Genomic DNA, 19,500 nt, shown 5'->3' with positions numbered 1-19,500 from the left:
AAGGTGTCTAGTAAACTGGTGGCGATTCATTGAGCAGCTTTTCTGCACCTTCCCGGTCAAGATCCACCCGGTACATAAGCAAACTGTCTAAGTTCACGGAATCTTTCTTTTTAATTCCATTTCGCACTAGCCATTGCTCGAACGCGGCTATGATTTCTTTGCGCTTAGGGCTTCCGCTGACTTCTAGTGGCCATAACTCTATATCTAACGTAAAAAAATCAACCGCTGGAAATCCATATTGCCTGACCGCCCAACTTTTTCTGTCTTCAGCGCCCCATGCTTCAATTCCAGTAATGGCCTCTAAAAGCTGTCTAGCTGTTATTTCATTATCATCAATGCCCAATTTTGCCAGGTGATCTGAAAAAATAGCCAACCCTTGCTCCGAGGTAAATACAACACAAACTTGGTTATCCTCTTGGCTAATAAACTCTACGCCATGTACTCCAAGTTTGTCGAAAGACAAGGCGTCTTCATATTTCAATTTTAAAATATATGCATCTGGGCGCGACGCTATCTGACCTTTGATTGTTTTTGTAGTGGCAGAGAGTGCACCAGATAACCTTTGACCATGCCCTCGTAAATCACTACGCTTGGCAAATCTCGGAGGACGACCAGATCTTCTTGGGTTATGGAAAGGCTCTTTCTCAATGCTAAGATGCTCAAATTCACCAGCCATAAGTCATAAAATCCCTTTTAAATTTTATTATAATTTTCCTTCAAGGAGGCCTGCTTCAAATCTTTCATAGTCAGAAACTCTTGCCCTCGGAGAATCATACGTTTCACCGCTCGACGAATAATGCGCTCGATGTCAGCACCACTGCGCTTTTCAAACAGGTTAAGCACGGGCTTTTCATCGATCTCGAATTGCCTTCGTACCCCTCGCAATTTAAGCGATAGAATTTGTTGTACTTGCTCAACATTTGGTAGTGGAAAATCTATTGTTTCATCGAAGCGCCGCCAAATTGCACTGTCTAGAATTTGCTCGTGATTTGTTGCTGCTAGGATCAAACTCTTGCCCACATAGGCGTCCATCATCTGTAGCACAGCATTGACTACTCGACGTAACTCACCATGTTCTCCAGAATCTGAACGTTCCTTGCCTATTGCGTCAAACTCATCGAACAAGACCACCATCGGCTGCTCTGCAATAAATTCAAAAACCTTACGAAGATTCGCAGCGGTTTCGCCTAAAAAAGAGGAGACCAGAGCGTCTAGTCGGACAATCGCAAGTGGCAGATCAAGCTCAAAAGCAATAACCTCTGCTGCAAGTGTTTTTCCGCAGCCAGGCGGGCCGTGAAAAATAACCTTTCCCGATGGTTTCATCCCGTAACTTCTAAGTACGTCGGCTCGACGATGTTCTTCGAGCAACTCCTCGACCGACGCCAGGCTAGTTGAAGGTAAAATTATTTCTTCAATAGATCGTTGAGCCTGCCGAATATCTAACAAGGGCAAGCCTCGTTCTTTATCAACAGGGGGAATGGGTAAAATGTTACGGCCGTTACGCTTTGCGGGTTTTAGATGTTCGCCATACAAAATTTGTTCGAGATCATTAGCCAGTAAGTGATGCTGCTTCTGGCGTTCATCTCTAATTACAGCCTCAGACGCACGACGGAATTCGTCAGTGTCACCACTGGCTCCAGCCTTAATTAATTGTCGAAGAACTTTCCCGTTAGCCATAGCTGTTTCCCCGAAGTTTGAGCTCACGCCATTTGTTATTATATATCGTTGCTTCTATAGATTCTGGAGTTCGTTTCATCCTGACTCTTAGACAGCAAGTTATTTTGTTTGGCATATTCCAATATTAGAACCTCGACCATGGATGCTTGCGATCTATGCTCATGTTCGGCAGCTACCTTCAAAAGCTGCTTGATTTCAGAAGTTGTTCTAAATGACAACGTCTCTTGTTTGGACCGTGCCATGCACACCTCATCATGATACTATGCAGTACAATGTACTGCCTTTTACGGGCATTTTCTATCCTCAAGTGCCCAAGTAGGCTTCTTTTATCGGTTTTTGGCGTAAAAAGTGTTTGGGGTGACGCTGGTTGTGTTCCCAAATTCCCACTTTTCCCAGTTAGGAAATGGGTAATCGAACACTGAATGACCAGAAAGTTAAGGAAAAAGTATAAATTTTGGCTGATTTCGGCACTCCGAAAGTGCTCCGAAAAATTTACAAATCATTGTTTTTAAAAGATAATAAATATTCTGTATCGGCAAATAATCCCCGCCTGACGGGACTCCCACACATTGGTCATGGCTGGCAATGCTCCGGCCATGATGGCCTGACCTTGAAATGCATCCATGGCGATGCCATGCCATGATGAGAGCCCGATGTTTCACCGTACTGGCAGGAGGCTGGCCATGGTATCGCCGACCCGTGACACCCGCACCGAAACGGATTCCCTGGGAGACATTCAGGTCCCCTCCACGGCCCTGTGGGGTGCCCAGACCCAGCGGGCGGTGGACAATTTTCCCATTAGTGGTCGCGGTCTGCCGGCCCGTTTTATTGATGCGGTGGTGCGTATCAAACACAGTGCCGCGCGCACCAATCAGGCGCTGGGCGAGCTCAGCGAAGAGCAGGCGGCGGTGATTGCCGCGGCCTGCAACGACCTGCTGGCCGGCCATCACCGTGACCAGTTTCCGGTGGATATTTTCCAGACCGGCTCCGGCACCAGCACCAACATGAACGTCAACGAAGTGATTGCCCACCTGTGCCGTGATGCCGGTGTGGAGATTCACCCCAATGATCAGGTCAACCTGGGCCAGAGCAGCAATGACACCATCCCCACGGCCATTCATCTTTCCTCGGTACTGGCGGTGACTGACACGCTGATCCCGGCCCTGGAGCATCTGATCATTACCCTGGGCATGCGGGCCCGGCAAAGCCATGACCTGGTCAAGACCGGCCGCACCCATTTGATGGATGCCATGCCGGTGACCGTGGAGCAGGAGCTGCAGACCTGGGTGATCCAGCTACAGGATGCCTCCACCCGGCTGGGCCGCGCCCGCGATGATCTGCTGGCCATTCCCCAGGGCGGTACAGCGGTGGGCTCCGGTATCAATGCCCATCCCCGCTTTGCGCAACGCTTTGCCGAACAGCTGGCCGAGGAAACCGGTCAGCGGTTTCGTGCCATGCCTCACCCTTTCGTGGCCCAGAGTGCCCTGGATGCGCCCCTCAATCTGTCGTCGGCCCTGCGCGGTCTGGCGGTGGTGTTGATGAAGATCGGCAACGATCTGCGCTGGATGAATTCCGGGCCCATCCACGGTCTGGGTGAGGTGCAGTTGCCGGCCACCCAGCCGGGCTCGTCGATCATGCCCGGTAAGGTCAACCCGGTGATCTGCGAGTCGGTGGTGATGGTGGCCACCCAGGTCATGGGGCTGGACCAGGCCAACGGCATCGCCGCCCAGAGCGGCAACTTTCAGCTCAATGTGATGCTGCCACTGGTGGCCACCAATCTGCTGGACATGACCGAGTGGCTGGCCAACAGCTGTACCAACCTGGCCGACAAGGCCATCCACGACATGCGCTATGACGCCGAACGGCTGGCGGAGGGCGTGGGCCGCAATCCGATTCTGGTCACCGCCCTGAACCCGGTGATCGGCTATGAAAAGGCCGCCGCCATTGCTAAGGAAGCCTTTGCCAGTGGCCGGCCGGTGATCGAGGTGGCAGAGGAAAAAACCGACCTGGGCCGGGACGAACTGGAAAAGCTGCTCGACCCACGCACGCTCACCCAGCCGGGCTGAATGCTTACCTGCAGGCGCGACACTGGAGGGGCAGCTGCCTTCGCGACTCGAGCGTCGCTCCTACCGGGCCGGGCCGTTCAGAACGCCACGGACAGGCCCAGACCCGTTTCATGGTCGGTGCTTTCATCATCAAAACCGCCCCGGTAGTAGAAATCCAGCTGGGTGTCCGGCCAGGGGCGCACGGCAATGCCGCCGCCGCCACGGTTATCATCGCGGCCGCTGTCCTGCTCGTGGCTATAGACCGCTTCCAGAAAGATCATGAGTTGATCATCCAGCTGCGCTTGCCAGTGGGGAACCAGGGTGAGCCATTTTTCGCTGGCGGACAGGGCCCGGTAATCTGCGGTCAGCGACAGCCGGTGCCGGTCGTCCAGTCGCCAGTCCCCGGAGACCGTGAGCAGACCGCCCTGGTCACCCCGGGTAAAGGCATCGCTGCCGGTATCGAAGGTGGCGCCGGTGCGCAGCGCGGCACGGAACACCGGCCCGTGATACAGCGCGGCCTTGAGCGCCAGTTGGCTGTCGCCGGCCCCGTCCTGATAACTCTTCAGACCCTGGTCTTCGGTTTGCTGAAAGAGGTAAAGCGGGCTGGCCACCTGCAGCTCCAGCGGTTTCCAGAGGCCAGCGCGCAAGCGGGTGGTAAACCCCGCCGTCACGGTCTTGCGCTCGGCCACCGTATTGATACGTATATCCGGCAGCCCCTGCTCCCAGGCGAAGCGGCCGGTATCCAGGGTGGTGGTGGGCATATTGAGGCCGGGGCGTTCGAATTCCGTGGTCGCCCAGAGCGGAGCCGCCAGCAGACAAAGCAGCAGCGCAATCCAGCGGGTCATTGTTGTTCTCTCCCTGAAAACAGGCCGGGTAACCCGGTGTCAGCCTAGCACCGGCGCGGCGGCGCTCTCCATTAGCCGAAAGGGTAGGTCACCGGTCGGGCAGGGCGGGCCGGCAGAACGCGGTCATCGTGACCAAGACCGGGAAATATGGCAGTCTTGAATGCCGCCTTGCGGCGGTAATGACACGCTACAACACTCGGCCGTGCCCCTTTGGTGCGGCATAAAAACAGGGATTTCGGAGAGAGCGCATGAGCAACGACCTGACCATTCAACGCACCCCTTCGGCGGTGGAGCCGCCGCTGGTGATCCACCGCATTCTGGAGGCCGGCATCCGCAAATCGCCGGAGCAGGAAATTGTTTATGCCGACAAGTTCAGCATGACCTACCGCCAGTTTGGCGAGCGGGTACAGCGCCTGGCTGCGGCGTTGGCGGCCCAGGGCGTCAAACCCGGCGATACCGTGGCGGTAATGGACTGGGATACCCACCGCTATCTGGAGGCGTTCTTCGCCATTCCCATGATGGGCGCGGTACTGCACACGGTGAATGTGCGTCTCAGTCCGGAGCAGATTCTCTACACCATCAACCATGCCAGGGATGACGTGATTTTGGTCAACAGCGAGTTCCTGCCGGTGCTGGAAGGCATGCAGGACCGCATCGAAACCGTGAAAAGCTATATCCTGCTGGATGATGATGGTGTCACCGGCAGCGACAGCCTGCCGCTGGCCGGCGAATACGAAGACCTGTTGGCCAAGGCACCGGCCAGCTTCGAATTCCCGGAGCTGGACGAGAACACCCGCGCCACCACCTTCTACACCACCGGCACCACCGGTCTGCCCAAGGGCGTGTATTTCTCCCACCGTCAGCTGGTGCTGCATACCTTTGCCGGGCGCAACACCATGGCCGGCCAGGGGCAGGGCCGTTTCAACGAAGACGATGTCTACATGCCCATTACCCCCATGTTCCATGTGCATGCCTGGGGGATTCCGTATATGGCCACCATGCTGGGGGTCAAGCAGGTCTACCCGGGTCGCTATGAGCCGGCCACCCTGCTCAAACTGCTGGTTAGCCACCAGGTGACCTTCTCCCACTGCGTGCCCACCATTATCCAGATGCTGTTGCAGGCGGAGGCCGCCAAGAGCGTGGACCTGAGCCGCTGGAAGGTGATCATCGGTGGTTCGGCCCTGCCCCAGGCCCTGGCCCGGGGCGCCCTGGAGCGTGGCATCGACATCTATACCGGCTACGGCATGAGCGAGACCTGCCCGCTGCTGACCCTGGCTCAGCTGACCCCGGAACTGGAGAAGGCGGATCTGGACACCCAGGTGGACTATCGCACCCGCACCGGTCGCCCGGTGGTGATGGCGCAGCTGCGCATTGTCGATGGCGAGATGAACGATGTGCCCCACGACGGCAAGAGCCAGGGCGAAATCGTGGTCCGTGCCCCCTGGCTCACCCAGGGCTACCTGCATGACAAGGAAAAATCCGAAGAGCTGTGGCACGGCGGCTGGTTGCATACCGGTGATGTGGCGGTGATGAGCGAGGATGGCTGGCTGAAGATCGTCGACCGCATCAAGGACGTGATCAAGACCGGTGGCGAGTGGGTGTCCTCCATCGACCTGGAAGGCCTGATCCTGCAGCACCCGGGCGTGGGCGAGTGTGCCGTGGTCGGGGTGCCCGATGACAAGTGGGGCGAACGGCCGGTGGCGCTGGTGGTGAAAAGCGGCGATGCCGACGAGGAAGCCATCAAGGCACTGGTGTCCGACTTTGCCGACAAGGGCATCATCAGCCGCTACGGTATTCCCGACCGGGTGATCTTCGTCGATGCCCTGCCACGTACCTCGGTGGGCAAACTGGACAAGAAGAAAATGCGCGCCGAAATGGTGTGATACCGGTAAAGGGCCCGCTCGGGCCCTTTTTCGTAGCGGTTTTCACCGGCTTTTCCTTATTGCTTGCATAATATGCCGGCACGATAGTGTGCGGGCTGCGCCGTGCTGCAAGGCGGCATGGCATACACCAAGGGCAAAGGGGATAACCGGTGACAAGACAGAGCAAGGGGGTCGGGCTGGCAGGCATGCTGGCGTTGGCCGCGCTGGTACTGTGGTGGTTGAGCCACCGTCAGAGTGTGGCGCCGGTGGCGCGGCCGGCGGCGGTGGTTAATCTGGCGCCGGTGATCAGCCGTGAACTGACTGATACGGTGGAAGTGGTGGGCAATGCCCGGGCCGCGGATGCCATTACCCTGGTGGCGGAAGTGCCCGGCCGGGTATCGTCGCTGCATTTCCAGGAAGGCCAGCAGGTGGCCAAGGGCGTCTTGCTGGTCACCCTGGATGCCCGTGAATCGAAAGCGCGCCTGGCCGGTGCCCAGGCCGAGTTCGACCGTGCCCGTCAGGACTATCAACGGGGCCAGACCCTGATGCAGCGCCGCGCCATCTCCCAGGCCGAGGTGGACACCTATCGCACCACCCTGGAATCCGCCCGTGCCAATCTGGATGCGGCCCAGGCCAACTACAACGACCATTTCATCAAGGCGCCCTACGCCGGGGTCGTCGGGCTGCGCCAGGTGGACCCGGGTACCTACCTGAATGCCGGCGATGCGGTCACCACGCTGGATAACCTGGATTATGTGGACGTGGATTTCCAGGTGCCGGAACGTTATCTGGGCCGCATGAAAAAGCAGCTGCCGGTGACCGCCACCAGTGATGCTTATCCGGGTACTGCCTTCCAGGGCCGCATCGCCCGCCTGGATACCCGCATCCAGGCTGACAGTCGCAGCCTGCGGGCCCGGGCGCGCCTGCATAACCCGGGGCATCGCCTGCGCCAGGGCCAGTTCCTGCGGGTCGTGGTGCAGCTGGGCCAGCGCCCGGCCCGGCTGGTACCGGAGCAGGCCATCATTACCCAGGGGGCGCAAAGCTATGTATTTACCGTCAGTGACGGCGAAGCCCGGCGTCACCCGGTGACCCTGGGCGGGCGCCGCGAGGGCTGGGTGGAAGTCCGCCAGGGGCTGGCGGCGGCCAGCCGGGTGATCGTCAATGGCCATGCCCGCCTCGGCAGTGGTGACCCGGTGCAGGTGGTGGACAACCCGCAGGCACTGATGCCGGAGCAGCAGTCGCTGTTGGAGGAGAAGGCGCCTGCCGACCCGGTCACGCCGTCACCGGCTCCGGCGGATACCGACGCATGATGCTGTCGGATGTCTCCATCAAGCGGCCGGTGTTTGCCACCGTGGTTAGCCTGCTGATCGTGGTGTTCGGCATCAGTGCCCTGCTCAAGTTGCCGATCCGTGAATACCCGGACATCGATCCGCCCCAGGTGTCCATCTCGGTGGATTATCCCGGTGCGGCGCCGGAGGTGATTGATACCCAGATCATCCAGGTTATCGAGGGGGCGGTGGCTGGCGTGGAAGGCGTGCGCAAGATCGAGTCGCGCAGCCGCCTGGGCTCGGCACGGCTGAATGTGGAATTCAACCTCGACCGCAATGTGGACGTGGCCGCCAATGATGTGCGCGATGCCATCTCCCGGGTGCTCAACCAGCTGCCGGAGGAAGCGGACACACCGGTGATTGCCAAGGCCGATGCCGATGCCCGGCCGATCATCTGGGTGACGCTGACCAGCACCACCCTGGACCCGGAGGAACTCACCGACTTTGCCGAGCGCACCCTGGTGGACCGCTTTGCGGTGCTGGAAGGGGTTTCGGAGGTGTTCATCGGCGGCGAACGCCGCTACGCCATGCGGGTATGGCTGGACCGAACGCGCATGGCTGCCCACAACGTCACCGTCAGTGATATCGAGCAGGCCCTGCGCAGCAACAATGTGGAGCTGCCGGCGGGCCGGCTGGAATCCGCCGCCCGCGCCTTCACGGTGCGCGCGGACAATCGGCTGTCCACGGTGGAGGCGTTCCGCCGCCTGGTGATTCGCCATCAGGGTAACCACCTGCTGCGCCTGGCGGATGTGGCGCGGGTGGAACTGGGGGTGGAGGACGACGACACCGAATTGCTGGCCAACGGGGCCAAGGCCATCGGCCTGGGTATTATCCGCCAGTCCAAGGCCAACACCGTGGCGGTATCGGATCGGGTGCGTGCGGAAATCCAGGCCCTGCGCGAGACCCTGCCGGCGGACATTCGCCTCAATATCAATTCCGACGAATCCCTGTTTATCCGTGCCTCCATCAAGGAAGTGCTGGTCACCCTGGGGTTGTCCGTGGTGCTGGTGATCCTGGTGATCTTTGCCTTCCTGGGCAATGTGCGCGCCACCCTGATTCCGGCGGTGACCATCCCGGTCTCCGTGATCGGCGCCTTCATTGGCTTCGGTATGCTGGATTTTTCCATCAACGTGCTGACCCTGCTGGCCCTGATTCTGGCCATCGGCCTGGTGGTGGATGATGCCATCGTCATGCTCGAAAACATCCAGCGGCGCATCGACGAGGGCGAGTCACGGCTGGTGGCGGCCTACCTGGGCGCTCGCCAGGTGGGCTTCGCGGTGGTGGCCACCACCCTCACCCTGGTGGCGGTGTTCGTGCCGATTTCCTTCATGGGCGGTGATGTGGGGCGGCTGTTCGGCGAGTTCGGTTTTACCCTGGCAGCGGCGGTGGTGATTTCCTGCATCGTGGCCCTGACCCTGGCTCCCATGCTCTGTTCCCGCTGGCTGCATCGCCACACTCAGCGCGAGCTGGAAAACCGCAGGCACGTTCTCGAGCGCAGTCTGGCGGCGCTCAATCGGAGCTATAGCCGCTGGTTGAAAGCCAGCCTGGCGCGGCCCTGGCCGGTGGTGGCCGTGTGCGTGCTGTTGTGCCTGGCGGCGCTGGCGGTGTTTACCACCGTGCCGCGGGAACTGGCGCCCACCGAGGATCGCGGCATGTTCGTGATTCCGGCCACCGCCCCGCAGGGGTCCACCGTGGCCTACAGCACCCACCATGTGAAAGAGGTGGAAAAGGTTCTGCAACCCTTGTTGCAAAGCGGTGATGCCCAGGTGTTGTCCATCGTCGGGTTTCGCGGCGTGCCGGAACGGGCGTTTACCCTGGTGCGCTTGAGTGACTGGGGGGAACGGGATCGCAGCCAGCAGCAGATTGTCAGCGAGTTGCGTGGCCCCCTGCGGCAGATCGCCGGGTTGCGCGCCTTTGCCGTCAACCCGCCGGGACTGGGGCAGAGTGCCTTCAACCAGGCGCTGCAGGTGGTGGTGGCCGGCCCGGATTACCAGGACGTGCAGGCCTGGAGCGACACCCTGATGGCGGCCATGAAAAACAACCCGCGCATGCACAGCGTGGATAGCGATTTCGAACAGACCCAGCCCCAGGTCAACGTCACCCTGAACCGTGAACGGGCGGCGGATCTGGGCGTCACCGCCAATGATGTGGGCCTGACCCTGCAGGCCATGTTTGCCACCCTGCAGGCCTCCACCTATGTGGACCGTGGCCGCGAATACGATGTGCTGATGGAAGCCGATGATGCCAGCAGCCGCTCGCCCGCCGACATCAATGCCATTTACCTGCGCACCGCCAATGGCAACCTGGTGCCGTTCTCCAGCGTGGTGGATATCCGTGAAGTGGGCGATGCGCCGGAGCTGCGTCGGGTCGACCGGCTGCCGGCCATCACCCTGTCCGCCAATCTGGATGACGGCTATGACCTGGGCACCGCCATTGCCTTTGTGCAGGACAGCGCCCGGGAACTGTTACCCCTGGATGCGCGTATCAGCTACAAGGGCATGGCGGAGGAATTCAATGATGCCTCCACGGCCATCTACATTACCTTCGGGCTGGCACTGGTGATCGTTTTCCTGGTGCTGGCGGCCCAGTTCGAAAGCTGGATTCACCCACTGATCATCATGCTGACGGTGCCGCTGGCCATTGCCGGGGCGGTGCTGGCGCTGTGGCTGACCGGTGACAGTCTCAACATCTACAGCCAGATCGGCATGATCATGTTGCTGGGCCTGATGGCCAAGAACGGTATTCTGATTGTCGAGTTTGCCAACCAGCTGCGCGACCAGGGCCTGGCCGTGAGCGAGGCGGTTTATCAGGGCGCCATCATCCGTTTCCGCCCGGTACTGATGACCGGCGTGTCCACCATCATCGGTGCCGTGCCGCTGGTGCTGGCCACCGGCGCCGGCGCGGAAAGCCGCATGACCATCGGCGTGGTGATTCTGGGTGGTCTGCTGTTTGCCACCGTGCTCACCCTGTTTATTATCCCGGTGCTCTACCAGTGGCTGGCGCCCTATGCGGCCCCGGCGGATGCGGTGAAGCAGCAGCTGGACAAGGAACTGCCCAACAACGACTAACCCCCTTGCCGGGGCGTCGCCAGCGACGCGCCGGCCTGGAGGGCGGATTCAGTGAACATGACCGACTACCAACTGATTCGCAGCAAACGTCGCAGCCTGGAGTTGCGGGTGCTGGAAGACGGCCGTGTGCAGGTGCGTGCTCCCAACCGCGCACCGCTGCGCATGGTACAGGCGTTTGTGGACAGTCGTCGGCAATGGATCCGGGATCAGCAACAGCGCCAGGCCCGCCGGCCCCGTCAACGCTGGCAGGACGGCGCGGCCTTTTGCTTCCGTGGCGAGCCGCTGCAGCTGGATGTCTGCCAGGGTGTCAGCCGCGTTCAGCGCCAGGGTGGCTATCTGCAGGTTCGTCTGGCCGAGCCGGACCAGGAGGCCCCGGTGCAGAGTGCGGTGGAGAACTGGCTGCGCCGTCAGGCCCGGCCGTTGTTCGAGGACAGCATCGACCGGCAATTTGGCTGGTTCGCCGCCCAGGGCTACAACCGCCCCACCTTGCGGGTAAAAAAGATGCGCACCCGCTGGGGCTCGCTGTCCGCCCGGGGCTACATCAACCTGAACCTGGCATTGCTGCACTATCCGCCAGCGGTGCTGGACTATGTGGTGATGCACGAACTGTGTCACCTGCAGCACATGGACCACGGCCCCGGCTTCCACGCCCTGATGGACGCACGCATGCCCGACTGGCGCCAGCGCAAGGCGCTACTGGAGCAGCCGCTGTATCAGCCGTAGGGGGCTTGTTGTGTGTCGGGTTCGCGACTCGAGCGTCGCTCCTACTGCGCCACCGATTTCCCGTAGGAGCGACGCTCGAGTCGCGAACCCCTCATGACCCCAAGGCGCCGGATTCCCTGCGAAGACATAAAAAAGCGGTGCCCTCCTACGAGGGCTTGCGTTATCACTGACAGGCAAGCCTTGCCGGCATGGCCATATTTGAGTCATGACAGGCAGATATCACGGGCACCGGTTACGCACGGGGCGATATTCACAACCCGGCGGCATTTATCATGTGACTGCGGTGACCAAGGGGCGTCGCCGCTGGTTTGAAGATCATGATCTGGCGGTCAGGGTGTGTCGTAGCATTACCGATGTGGATCAGTCCGGAGCGACACAGACATGGTGTTTTGTGGTGATGCCCGATCACGTGCACTGGCTTTTTTCCCTGGGCGAGCGCTATTCCCTGTCACACACGGTGATGATGCTGAAATCCAGAGTCGTACGGCGCATGGGATTGTCTGTCTGGCAGAGAGGATTTCATGATCATGCGCTCAGAGAAGAGGAGTCGGTGATTGAGGTGGCCCGTTACATCGTCGCCAATCCCTTGAGGGCGGGGCTGGTATCACGGCTTGCCGATTACCCTTACTGGAATGCGGCCTGGTTGTAGAGGCTACCCTCCACCCACAAAAAAACCCGCCGAAGCGGGTTTTTTCGTACCAGCGAGGTAGCTTAGTCAGCTACGACGTTGGCAGCCTGAGGACCTTTGGGGCCCTGCTGGATCTCGAAGGAAACCTTCTGACCCTCGGCCAGGGTTTTGAAGCCTGAACCGTTGATTGCGCTGAAATGAACGAATACGTCTGCACCACCATCGTCCTGGGAGATGAAACCAAAACCCTTGGACTCGTTGAACCACTTCACAGTACCAGTAGCCATGTGAATCTATACCTCAAAAACTAAACTTAAAGTGTTGCTTGCAAACCATGATGGGGGTGTTCGGAGACAACTTCAGCTTCACGCAGGGAAGACAACTACCAAAACAATCCTCGGCCATAATTCGCAGCCACTTCCGACTCTACTCCCCTTTTTCAGATTGCACCACTTCTTTTTCAGGGGTTTTTCCGGGGGTTATAACGCCTCTGTCACAAAACGCACGGCCATTTCATGTTGTTCCCCCGGGGCCAGGCAGAGTGCGTCTTCCAGCACCCTGGCCGTTTCGATACAAAGCATGCCCTGCCAGGCGTTATCGGCGAACTGGCTCAGCCGTCGGCTCTTGTCGACCCAGGGGTTCCAGATGACCGCCGAGCGACTGCCGGAAACCGAGAGGCTGATGCGTCGCTGCCAGCGGGCATCGTCGATATGCAGCTGGTTGGGTAGCGACAGGTAAAGGCGGTCGGTTTCACCCTTGAAGGTCAGTGCCGCGTCTTGGGTGTGGCGTTGCCAGTCATCCATGGCATCCACATAGGGGCAGCCGTCCAGCCCCTGCACGCTGACCCGGTGGATATCGCCAACGGCGAAATAACTGTGCAGGGCCTGGCTGATCCATACCGGCGAGCTGCCCGGGTTGTGGTTGTGCAGGCTCAGGGTCAGGGCATCGTCCAGGGTTACGGTGAGTGTCGGCACGGCGGGCAAGGCCGCGCAGGATGCCGGCCGGTAGACCAGTTGTACGCGCTGATCATCCTGGTGCTGGCGGATACGCTGCCAGGGCAGGCCGCGCACCAGACCATGGGCGGGGGGATCACTCAGGGAATATTGTGCCTGCAGGGTGGCCGGGTTGCGTGTCAGGGCGCCGAACCAGGGCCAGCAGACCGGCACCCCGCCGCGCACACTCTGGCCGGGCCGGTAGCCCTCCTGGTCACTGAGCCAGATCAGTGGCGGCTCGCCATCGCGCTGGTATTCGAGCACCTGGGCCCCCTGGTCGGCGATCACCAGTCGCTGGCCGCGATGGTGGATTTCCACACAGTCCAGTTCACCACGAGTGAGGGTTTGCATAGGTATCCACATAAAGGGGCAGAAAAAAGGAAGGCGCGTGCCGCCGGGCCATCATTGCCAGGTGTCACGCGCCGGGGTCAGTAACATCACAACCGGCCTATTTCAGGCCGGCGGCAATCTCCAGTTCGCGGATGGACTGCTCCAGGTAATCCAGCAACCGCTGCATGGAAGGCAGGGTGCGTCGGCAGGCAATCAGGCCGAATTCCAGCTGGTCCACGTAACTGGTCAGGGTGATGTTCAGGGCAATGCGGTCCAGCGCGATGGACACCGGGTACATGCCCTGGAGCTGGGCGCCGTTCCAGTAGAGCGGCTCACGGGGCCCGGGCACATTGGAAATCACCACATTGAAGGCCCGCCATTTGGGCGCCAGCCCGGTGAGCAGGTTGAGGCCGGTGGGTGCCATGGTCAGGGCGGTGAAGTTGAGGATCTCCTCCGGGCTCATTTGCGAGAAGCGCTGCTTGGCTTCCTGCACGGAGTTGTTCACCACCCGCAGGCGGTTGGCCGGGTCGCAGATATGGGTGCCCAGGTTGGCCAGGATCATGCCGATCTGGTTGCCACCGGCGCTGTCATCCTGACGCAGGCTCATGGGTACCATGGCAATCAGTGGCTCATCGGGCAGGGCGTTCTGGCTGATCAGGTACTCGCGCAGGGCATGGCCGCACATGGACAGCACCACGGTATTGATGGTGCAGTCGAATGCCTTGGCGATTTTCTTCAGCCGTGGCAGCGAGAAGCTCTGGGCGGCAAACCGTCGCGAACCGGTGATGGAATGGTTGAGCATGGTGTCCGGCGCCTGGAAGATCGACACATAGTTTTCGTCGGTCTTGGCCTTCTGCGTCACCTTGTAGATTTCCCGTGCCAGGCCGGGCACGGTGGCCACCTGCTTGCTGACGCCGGCGGTCAGCCGCGCCAGGCTGGACACCGCATCCACCGGGTTGCTGGGCAGGCCGCTGCGGGGACGTTTTTTCGGCTGGTAGGCCCACACCGGCGGCAGGTCGCGTTCGTTGGGATCCTCCGACAGGGCACGCATGCCCATGCGCATGGCGGAGATGCCGTCCACCACGGAGTGGTGAATCTTGGTGTAAAGGGCAAACTGCCGGCCGCGAATACCCTCAATCAGGTGGGCTTCCCAAAGCGGGCGCTCCCGATCCAGCAGGTTGGAATGTTCGGCGGACACCAGTGACAGCAATTCCCGGATACGGCCGGGTTTGGGCAGCGCTTCGTGGCGGAAGTGGTGATCAATGTCGAACTGCTTGTCCTCGGTCCAGTAGTACTGACCCAGGCGACGGGTGAGGCGCTGATTGAAAGGGGCCACGGGGCAACAGTAATCGCGCATGGATTGCGCCAGTTCACTGACGTACTTGGGGCCGGCATCTTCCGGGAAGGAAAACAGCTGCAGGCCAGCCACGTGCATGGGTTGTTGCCGCTTTTCCAGCCACAAAAACAACTGGTCCACCGGGCTAAGCGCTTTCATAGAGTCCCCTTGATAGTCTGTCTGTCCTTGAACACAGTGGCGCCCCCTGAAAACAGCAATGCAGGGGCCATGCCAGCTGTGCAGGAATGATCATAGTAGCAAAGCGGTCACTGGGTCATTGTGTGGATGGTGTAAAGCGGTGGTCTCTTCGGTAAATCAAGGCGTTGTCTCATTACTCAATGACAATGAATCCGCTTCGACTGGTACCTAAGTATGAGTCGGTTTTGCTGTCATCAAGAGCATTCATGGCGCGAATACCGAACATAGACCATATTGATTATGTTTATGGGTTCACTGGCACTAGAATGCGCGGCATCGGTAGACCGGCATGCATGACATGAGCAGGGTTGCCCCTCCCGGTATCGATACACCAATTTGTTAATCAGAGGTTCACCATGTCATACACCAAAGACATCGAAGCACTGAGCTCCGTGATTGGTGCCAACAGCACCTGGAAAGACATCAATCCGGAATCTGCGGTCCGCATGCGTCTGCAAAACCGTTTCAACACGCATCTGGACATCGCCAAGTACAACGCCAAGATCATGCGTGAAGACATGGCGGCCTACGATGCTGACAACAGCAAGTACACCCAGTCCCTGGGCTGCTGGCACGGTTTCATTGGCCAGCAGAAGATGATCTCCATCAAGAAGTACTTCGGTGGCACCAAGCGTCGCTACCTGTACCTGTCTGGCTGGATGGTTGCTGCCCTGCGTTCCGAGTTCGGTCCGCTGCCTGACCAGTCCATGCACGAGAAGACGGCTGTTGCTGACCTGATCCGTGAGCTGTACACCTTCCTGAAGCAGGCTGACGCCTGGGAACTGAACCACCTGTTCCGTGCTCTGGACGACGCCAAGGATGCCGGCGACGCTGCCAAGCAGAAGGAAATCATCGAAAAGATCGACAACTTCGAAACCCACGTTGTGCCGATCATTGCTGACATCGATGCCGGTTTCGGTAACCCGGAAGCCACCTACCTGATGGCCAAGCAGATGATCGAAGCGGGTGCTTGCTGCATCCAGATCGAGAACCAGGTTTCCGACGAGAAGCAGTGTGGTCACCAGGACGGTAAAGTGACCGTTCCCCACGCCGACTTCCTGGCCAAGATCAACGCCGTTCGTTATGCCTTCCTCGAGCTGGGCGTTGACGATGGTGTGATCGTTGCCCGTACCGACTCTGAAGGTGCCGGCCTGACCAAGCAGATCGCCGTGACCAACGAGCCGGGCGACCTGGGCGACCAGTACAACTCCTTCCTGGAAGGCGAGTACATCGAGTCCGCTGACGAAATCAACAACGGTGACGTTGTGATCAAGTCCAATGGCAAGCTGCTCAAGCCGACCCGTCTGGCTTCCGGCCTGTTCCAGTTCCGTCGCGATTCCAACATCGATCGTGTGGTTCTGGACTGTGTCACCAGCCTGCAGAACGGCGCTGACCTGCTGTGGATCGAGACTCCGACTCCGAACGTTGCGCACATCAAGCAGATGGTTGACCGCATCAAGGAACAAGAGCCGAACGCCAAGCTGGTTTACAACAACAGCCCGTCCTTCAACTGGACCCTTAACTTCCGTCAGCAGGTATTCGATGCCTGGGAGAAGGAAGGCAAGGATCTGTCCGCCTACGACCGTGCTGCTCTGATGAGCGTGAAGTACGACGACACCGAGCTGGCGGCCGAAGCTGACGAGTGGGCCAAAGAGTTCCAGGCCAAAGCGTCCCGCGAAGCTGGCGTATTCCACCACCTGATCACGCTGCCGACCTACCACACCGCTGCTCTGTCCACCGACCAGCTGGTAGAAGGCTACTTCGGCGAAGAAGGCATGCTGGCCTACGCCAAAGGTGTTCAGCGTCAGGAAATCCGTCGCAACATCGCTACCGTGAAGCACCAGGACATGGCCGGTTCCAACATCGGTGATGACCACAAAGAGTACTTCTCCGGTGAAGCAGCGCTGAAAGCCGGCGGTAAAGACAACACCATGAACCAGTTCGAGAACAACTAAGTTCCGATCTGCTCAAGGTAAGTCTTGAAAAAGCGGCCTCCGAAAGGGGGCCGCTTTTTTTGTGCCCGCCATATGCACTGTGTTCCTGTGTCGCTGTTTCCCGGGCGGCGAAACAAGAGATATCAGGATGCGATGACATCAATCCGGGTGATTGTCTGATAGCAGGGCATGGCAATGGCAGCGACCATACCGGCTTGGGCAACAGGAGCACGCATGGATATTCGCGAATCACTGCAAACGCTGACAGCACTGGCACAGGGAGTGAATCCGGTCACCGGGGAATCGTTTCCGGAGGACTCCCACTACCATCACCCACAAATCATTCGGGCCCTGTTCGTGGCGATCCAGGCTCTGGAGGGGCGAAAGGAACCCCGGCCGCGGCTCACGGAGGAGCAGAAACGCGAAGCCAACCGGCAAAAGGGTTTGCCAGCCAATGCCGGTTTTCCCTGGGAGGAAGAGCAGCGTCAGGCCGTTGGTGAGGCCTATCGCTCAGGCGCGGATCTTGCCGATCTGGCGAAGCAGTTTGAACGAACCCACGGGGCGATCCGTTCGGAGCTGAAAAAGCAGGGGTTAATCGAGGAATAACCGAACCTGTTACGGCAAAAGCAGAAAGGGCGACCCGAAGGCCGCCCTTTCTTGCATCCGACGTCAGACAGTGGACGTCCGATCTTCTCCTGTTACTCGTAATCGAAGGAGAAGTGTTCCGGCTTGAGCTGCATGGTGCTCTTGGTCGGCTTCAGCGCCGCATCGGCGTGGGCCTTGGCGCTGGGCAGCATGCGGTCGAAGTAGAACTCGGCGGTGGCCAGCTTGGCCTTGTAGAACTCCGCCGGCTCGTTGCCGCCGTTTTCCAGCTTGTCACGGGCAACACCGGCCTGCAGGGCCCAGAAGTAGGCCATCATGGCGTAGCCGGAGTACATCAGGAAGTCGTAGCTGGCAGTGGATACCACGTCGCGGTCCTTGGCGGCCACCAGCATGATGCGGGTGGTCAGGTAGTTCCACTCGGCGGCGATCTTCAGCAGCTTCCAGGCGAACGGGCGCAGCTTGGGATCGCGCAGGTTCTTGGTGCCGAAATCCACCAGCTTCTTGCTGAAGTCACGAACACACTTGCCCTTGGTCAGCAGCAGCACTTTACGGCCCAGCAGATCGAGGGCCTGAATGCCGGTGGTGCCTTCGTACAGGGTGGAGATACGTGCGTCACGCACGATCTGCTCCATGCCGTGTTCCTTGATGTAGCCGTGGCCACCGAATACCTGCATGCCGTCGTTGGCGACTTCCAGGCCTTTCTCGGTGAGGAAGCCCTTCAGAATCGGTGTCAGGAAGCCCAGCTCGTCATCCCACTTCTTGTACTCTTCGTCATTGTCCGCCTGGGCGGCACTGATCATCTTGTCCGCGTACTGGGCGGCGAAGTAGATCATGGCACGGCCACCTTCAGCGACGGCCTTCTGCTTGAGCAGCATGCGACGCACGTCACCGTGGTGGATCAGGCTGTCGGCGATGGCATCCGGTTCTTTCTTGCCGGACAGTGCACGCATGGACTTACGCTCCTTGGCGTAGGTCAGTGCGCCCTGGTAGGACAGCTCGGCGTGGGCCAGACCCTGAATGGAGGTACCGATACGGGCGGTGTTCATGAAGGTGAACATGCACTCCAGACCCTGGTTCTCCGGGCCGATCAGGAAGCCGGTGGCCTCGTCGAAGTTCATCACACAGGTGGCGGACGCCTTGATGCCCATTTTCTTTTCCAGGGAACCACAGTGCACGCCATTGTCTTCACCGATCTTGCCCGGCAGGTACTTGGGCACGATGAACAGGGAGATACCCTTGGTGCCCTTGGGGGCGTCGGGCAGGCGGGCCAGCACGATGTGAACGATGTTTTCGGTCAGGTCATGCTCACCGGAGGAGATGAAGATCTTGGTGCCGGAAATCTTGTAGGAGCCGTCTTCCTGCGGCTCGGCCTTGGTTTTCACCTGGCCCAGGTCGGTACCGCACTGCGGCTCGGTCAGACACATGGTGCCGCCCCAGCGGCCTTCGGTCAGCGGTACCAGGTAATCCTGGAGCTGCTGGTCGGAGCCGTGCATCTGGATGGTGTTCATGGCACCCATGGACAGGCCCGGGTACATGGTGAAGGACCAGTTGGCGGTGGCCATCATCTCTGACTTGATCAGACCCAGGGACGCCGGCAGGCCCTGGCCGCCGAATTCCACCGGGTGGCTGAGACCTTGCCAGCCGCCGGCCACGAACTCGTCGTAGGCTTCCTTGAAACCTTTCGGGGTGGTGACTTTGCCGTCTTCGAACTTGCAGCCTTCTTCGTCGCCGGTCTGGTAGAGCGGCGCCAGGGTGTTTTCACACAGCTTGGCCATTTCGCCGATAATGGCTTCCACCATGTCCGGGGTGGCTTCTTCGCCTTCCGGAATGGTCTTGTAGTGGCTTTCGAAATCGAACACTTCGTTCATCAAAAAGCGCATATCGCGCACGGGGGCCTTATAAGTCGGCATAGCAATCACCCTCGTCAGGCA

16 protein-coding genes are annotated in these 19,500 nt (G+C 59.6%); 9 read left to right on the top strand and 7 right to left on the bottom strand.

Features of this window, described 5'->3' with window-relative positions:
• Positions 1 to 7: 7 nt before the first annotated feature.
• Positions 8 to 676: a hypothetical protein gene (locus tag A11A3_RS14630; protein ID WP_157375745.1), complete on the bottom strand. Its 669-nt coding sequence runs from the start codon at positions 674 to 676 to the stop codon at positions 8 to 10.
• Between the two features lie 17 nt (positions 677 to 693).
• Positions 694 to 1,677 (bottom strand): AAA family ATPase, encoded by a 984-nt coding sequence (locus A11A3_RS14625; protein WP_008930102.1) that lies wholly within the window; start codon positions 1,675 to 1,677, stop codon positions 694 to 696.
• 454 nt (positions 1,678 to 2,131) lie between these two features.
• On the opposite strand from A11A3_RS14625, the gene A11A3_RS17830 reads away from it, so the two are divergent.
• Both A11A3_RS17830 and A11A3_RS14620 read left to right on the top strand, forming a co-directional pair.
• Positions 2,132 to 2,320 (top strand): hypothetical protein, encoded by a 189-nt coding sequence (locus tag A11A3_RS17830; RefSeq protein WP_157375743.1) that lies wholly within the window; start codon positions 2,132 to 2,134, stop codon positions 2,318 to 2,320.
• 40 nt (positions 2,321 to 2,360) lie between these two features.
• Entirely contained in the window at positions 2,361 to 3,743 is a 1,383-nt protein-coding gene (locus tag A11A3_RS14620) for a class II fumarate hydratase (protein ID WP_008930101.1), read from the top strand.
• Between the two features lie 77 nt (positions 3,744 to 3,820).
• On the opposite strand, the gene A11A3_RS17310 is transcribed toward A11A3_RS14620, so the two are convergent.
• Complete coding sequence (locus A11A3_RS17310; protein WP_008930100.1) at positions 3,821 to 4,567, bottom strand: transporter; 747 nt, start codon at positions 4,565 to 4,567, stop codon at positions 3,821 to 3,823.
• A gap of 248 nt (positions 4,568 to 4,815) precedes the next feature.
• Here A11A3_RS17310 and A11A3_RS14610 point away from each other — a divergent pair, with 248 nt between their 5' ends.
• From A11A3_RS14610 to A11A3_RS14590, 5 genes are all read left to right on the top strand, one after another.
• Positions 4,816 to 6,450: a fatty acid--CoA ligase gene (locus A11A3_RS14610; protein WP_008930099.1), complete on the top strand. Its 1,635-nt coding sequence runs from the start codon at positions 4,816 to 4,818 to the stop codon at positions 6,448 to 6,450.
• A gap of 149 nt (positions 6,451 to 6,599) precedes the next feature.
• Positions 6,600 to 7,739 (top strand): efflux RND transporter periplasmic adaptor subunit, encoded by a 1,140-nt coding sequence (locus tag A11A3_RS14605; RefSeq protein ID WP_237738876.1) that lies wholly within the window; start codon positions 6,600 to 6,602, stop codon positions 7,737 to 7,739.
• Entirely contained in the window at positions 7,736 to 10,825 is a 3,090-nt protein-coding gene (locus A11A3_RS14600; RefSeq protein ID WP_008930097.1) for an efflux RND transporter permease subunit, read from the top strand. Before A11A3_RS14605 ends, A11A3_RS14600 begins: the two co-directional genes overlap by 4 nt.
• Before the next feature lie 57 nt (positions 10,826 to 10,882).
• Positions 10,883 to 11,548 carry a M48 family metallopeptidase gene (locus A11A3_RS14595; RefSeq protein WP_008930096.1) on the top strand — a complete coding sequence of 222 codons (666 nt, stop codon included), beginning with the start codon at positions 10,883 to 10,885 and terminating at the stop codon, positions 11,546 to 11,548.
• 205 nt (positions 11,549 to 11,753) lie between these two features.
• Positions 11,754 to 12,197 (top strand): REP-associated tyrosine transposase, encoded by a 444-nt coding sequence (locus tag A11A3_RS14590; RefSeq protein WP_040297260.1) that lies wholly within the window; start codon positions 11,754 to 11,756, stop codon positions 12,195 to 12,197.
• Between the two features lie 62 nt (positions 12,198 to 12,259).
• Here the strand turns inward: A11A3_RS14590 and cspE are convergent, their stop codons facing one another.
• From cspE to A11A3_RS14575, 3 genes are all read right to left on the bottom strand, one after another.
• Positions 12,260 to 12,463: a transcription antiterminator/RNA stability regulator CspE gene (gene cspE / locus A11A3_RS14585; protein ID WP_008930094.1), complete on the bottom strand. Its 204-nt coding sequence runs from the start codon at positions 12,461 to 12,463 to the stop codon at positions 12,260 to 12,262.
• A gap of 192 nt (positions 12,464 to 12,655) precedes the next feature.
• Positions 12,656 to 13,519: a D-hexose-6-phosphate mutarotase gene (locus A11A3_RS14580; RefSeq protein ID WP_008930093.1), complete on the bottom strand. Its 864-nt coding sequence runs from the start codon at positions 13,517 to 13,519 to the stop codon at positions 12,656 to 12,658.
• Between the two features lie 97 nt (positions 13,520 to 13,616).
• Positions 13,617 to 14,993, bottom strand: a complete 1,377-nt coding sequence (locus tag A11A3_RS14575) for a WS/DGAT/MGAT family O-acyltransferase (RefSeq protein WP_008930092.1) — start codon at positions 14,991 to 14,993, stop codon at positions 13,617 to 13,619.
• 395 nt (positions 14,994 to 15,388) lie between these two features.
• On the opposite strand from A11A3_RS14575, the gene A11A3_RS14570 reads away from it, so the two are divergent.
• Both A11A3_RS14570 and A11A3_RS14565 read left to right on the top strand, forming a co-directional pair.
• The gene (locus A11A3_RS14570; RefSeq protein ID WP_008930091.1) at positions 15,389 to 16,987 is read left to right on the top strand and encodes an isocitrate lyase; all 1,599 of its coding nucleotides are present in this window, start codon (positions 15,389 to 15,391) and stop codon (positions 16,985 to 16,987) included.
• A 213-nt stretch (positions 16,988 to 17,200) separates the two neighbouring features.
• Positions 17,201 to 17,572, top strand: coding sequence for a hypothetical protein (locus tag A11A3_RS14565; RefSeq protein WP_008930090.1), 372 nt, complete (start codon positions 17,201 to 17,203; stop codon positions 17,570 to 17,572).
• Positions 17,573 to 17,664: 92 nt separating this feature from the next.
• On the opposite strand, the gene A11A3_RS14560 is transcribed toward A11A3_RS14565, so the two are convergent.
• The gene (locus A11A3_RS14560; protein WP_008930089.1) at positions 17,665 to 19,479 is read right to left on the bottom strand and encodes an acyl-CoA dehydrogenase C-terminal domain-containing protein; all 1,815 of its coding nucleotides are present in this window, start codon (positions 19,477 to 19,479) and stop codon (positions 17,665 to 17,667) included.
• Positions 19,480 to 19,500: the final 21 nt, after the last annotated feature.

Origin of the sequence: Alcanivorax hongdengensis A-11-3 (genome assembly GCF_000300995.1) — a bacterium.
Lineage (GTDB): Bacteria > Pseudomonadota > Gammaproteobacteria > Pseudomonadales > Alcanivoracaceae > Alcanivorax > Alcanivorax hongdengensis.
The sequence above is the reverse complement of the archived record's forward strand: the minus strand, read 5'-3'. Positions and strand labels throughout refer to the sequence as shown.